Origin of the sequence: Pseudomonas sp. ML96 (assembly GCF_000761545.1) — a bacterium.
Taxonomy (GTDB): Bacteria; Pseudomonadota; Gammaproteobacteria; order Pseudomonadales; family Pseudomonadaceae; genus Aquipseudomonas.
The window spans coordinates 1-2,918 of sequence record NZ_JPMY01000044.1 but is presented as its reverse complement, the minus strand read 5'-3'; the positions used below and the strand labels follow the sequence as shown (position 1 = coordinate 2,918).

The following is a 2,918-nucleotide window of genomic DNA, read 5'->3' as shown; positions in this document are numbered from 1 at the left end:
CAGGTAGTTGTTGACCCAGTAGTTCCAGATCAGGTCGTTGGGGCGCATCCAGGCGAACACCCGGGACATGTCGCGGCCATCGAGCACGCCGCTCTGATAGGAACGGCGCTTGGCCGATTCCAGGGTCTGCTCGTCGGCGAACAGCATCGCTGGGCTTTCCACCTGACTGTCCATCAGGCTGACCATGTAGGTGGCGCAGCCGATCTTGCGCAGCTGGCGCTTGGCCTGCAGGTGGCCCTGCAGGGCGGCTACGGTGAGGCCGCCGGCGCAGGCGCCCAGCAGGTTGATCTCCTTGCTGCCGGTGATCAGACGGCACACCTCGGTGGCGTCCTCCACTGCCTGCACATAGCTGGACAGGCCCCACTCGCGATAACGCGCGTCAGGGTTGCGCCAGCTGATCATGAACACCTGCAGGCCGTTCTTCAGGCAGTACTGGACGAAGCTCTTCTCCGGGCTGAGGTCGAAGATGTAGAACTTGTTGATCTGTGGCGGCACTACCAGCAGGGGGCGCTCGTACTGCTTTTCGCTCATCGGCTTGTAGTGGATCAGCTCGAACATCTCGTTGCGGAACACCACCGAGCCGGGGGTGGTAGCCAGGTTGCGGCCGACCTCGAAGGCCTGCTTGTTGACCTGCTGCGGCATGCCGTTGTTGTTCAGCAAGTCGTCGAACATCTGCCGCGCGCCGCGCACCACACTGCTGCCGCCGCTGTTGAACAGCTCCTTGATCGCCAGCGGGTTGAGCAGGGTATTGGAGGGCGACAGCGCATCGTTGAGCAGCGAGAACAGGAAGTGCGCACGGGTGCGATCGTCCGGCGACAGGTCGCTCTCGTCGATCCATGCCTTGAGCTGCTTCTGCCAGGCCAGGTAGGCCTGCAGGCTGCGCCGGTAGAACGGGTTGAGGTGCCAGGTCGGGTCGGCGAAGCGGCTGTCCTGCGGGTTGGGCTGGTGTGGCGTGTCGCCGAGCAGGACCCGGCCCAGCTGCTTGCCGAACGCCAGCAGGTGCCGCGTGCTGTGCATCGGCTGGCGCAGGCCCTGGAAGGCCAGGGTGCGCAGGGTGGAGGTGAGGTCGCGGCCGCGCAGACCGACCATCGCGCTCTGCGCATTCATGAAGTGTGCGGGTACCGGCATGGATCCCGGTGCATTCTTGTCACGCATGGGGCTGGCTCCGTCATCGTACTGTCACGTCCAGTGACAGCAAGGCTTGTACCAAAGCGCGCCGGAGGGCATTCCAGACTGCCGCGCGAAAATTCTTCCTTGCTCCGGCGAGCCTCGCCTTGGGGCGGGCAGGCCGGCATAGCACTACTGTTGTGCGATCAGTGACTGCGGATTGGTTGCGGCTGCGGATGCATGACTGCGCGCTGCCGTTCTTCCTGCAGGAACTTCATGATGATCGGCGCCACTGCCTCGGCGCGCGTCACGAGGAACAGGTGACCGTCGTCGATCACGTGAAGTTCCGAGTTGGGAATGCGCCAGGCCAGCAGGCGCATGTTGACCAGCGGGATGAGCGGGTCATCGTCACCGGCCAGTACCAGCGTAGGTTGGCGAATCCGATGTAGCCAGTGGATGCTGGTCCACCCGAGGCCGGCGAACAGCTGCCAGTAGTAACCCATCTTGCCGCCCGAGCGGACCTTGCTGGCGTGTGCCAGGGCCAGCTTGGGGTCACGACGGAAGGCGCCGCCGTAGATGTCCGGGGCGATGTGCACGCCATAGGACGGCTGGATGTAGCGCTTGGGGCTGGCCATGCGCCAGAGCACCTTGGGCTTGCCCGGCACCATCACCGCACCTGCGGAGGTGGCGGCCAGCACCAGCTTCTTGCAGCGCTCCGGATAGTCGTGGGCGAACTGCTGCGCCAGGGCACCACCCCAGGACACGCCGATGGCGTTGACCTGGCCGTAGTCCAGATAGTCGAGCATGCGCGCGGCGAGCTTGGCCAGGCCAGGGAAGCGGTACGGCGTGCTGGGTGTGGACGAGCCGCCGACGCCGGGGACGTCGAAGGCGATCACTTCCAGGTCCGGGTCGAGCGCCTGGACGAAGGGCATGACCAACTCCAGGTTGGCGCCGATACCATTGAAGATCAGCAGCGGCGTCAGGCTGCTGCTGCCGGGGCGGACGGCGGTGCGGATGATCTGGCCATCCAGCTCGATGGAGCGAAATGCGAAAGGTTGCGGCATGCGCTAGGCCCTATACATGGATCTGCGGAGAGCGACCTTCCAGGGCCGCTCGCCAGTCTCCCGCCCCATGGCGGGCGCCGCCACGAGTCACGACCCGAGGCGGCGTGCGGCACTTCCGGGTGCCGCGGGCAGTACTGCGCAAGGTGCAGCGCTTACAGAAGTTAAAACTCAGCGTTCGTGTACGTAGGTCCCCGGTGATGCTTCGCCGGGCGTGTAGGTCTTGTTGCCCAGGGCGGTTGGCGCCTTCTTCATCTTGCCCGAGCGCTCGGCCAGCCACTGCTGCCAGTGCAGCCACCAGGAGTCGGCGTGCTTGGTGGCGTTCTCCAGCCACTGCCGCGAGTTCGGTGCCTGCTCGCTGGTGGAGAAGCGTGCCTTGGGGTTGCCCGGCGGGTTGAGGATGCTCTGGATATGGCCGCTGTTGGACAGCACGAACTCGACCTTGCCGCCGAACAGCAGCGAGGACTTGTAGCAGGCCTCCCACGGGGTGATGTGGTCGGTGGTGCCGGCCACGCAGTAGATGTCGCTGGTGACCTGCTTGAGGTCGATCGGCGTACCGCAGACTTCCAGGGCATTGGGGCGGGTCAGCGGGTTGGTCTTGAACAGCTCGATCAGGTCGCCGTGCAGGGCAGCGGGCAGGCGGGTGGTGTCGTTGTTCCAGTAGAGGATGTCGAACACCGGCGGCTCGTTGCCCAGCAGGTAGTTGTTGACCCAGTAGTTCCAGATCAGGTCGTTGGGGCGCATCCAGGC

At 65.0% G+C, this 2,918-nt stretch carries 3 protein-coding genes; all 3 read right to left on the bottom strand.

What is annotated here, in order from left to right; all coding sequences use genetic code 11:
- Positions 1 to 1,155 (bottom strand): alpha/beta fold hydrolase (locus IP89_RS20620; RefSeq protein WP_043311620.1); only part of this gene is annotated, 1,155 nt, incomplete at its 3' end.
- A 158-nt stretch (positions 1,156 to 1,313) separates the two neighbouring features.
- The gene (phaZ, locus tag IP89_RS20615; protein ID WP_043311618.1) at positions 1,314 to 2,171 is read right to left on the bottom strand and encodes a poly(3-hydroxyalkanoate) depolymerase; all 858 of its coding nucleotides are present in this window, start codon (positions 2,169 to 2,171) and stop codon (positions 1,314 to 1,316) included.
- 168 nt (positions 2,172 to 2,339) lie between these two features.
- A partial coding sequence (locus IP89_RS20610) for an alpha/beta fold hydrolase (protein WP_043311617.1) occupies positions 2,340 to 2,918 on the bottom strand: 579 nt, incomplete at its 5' end.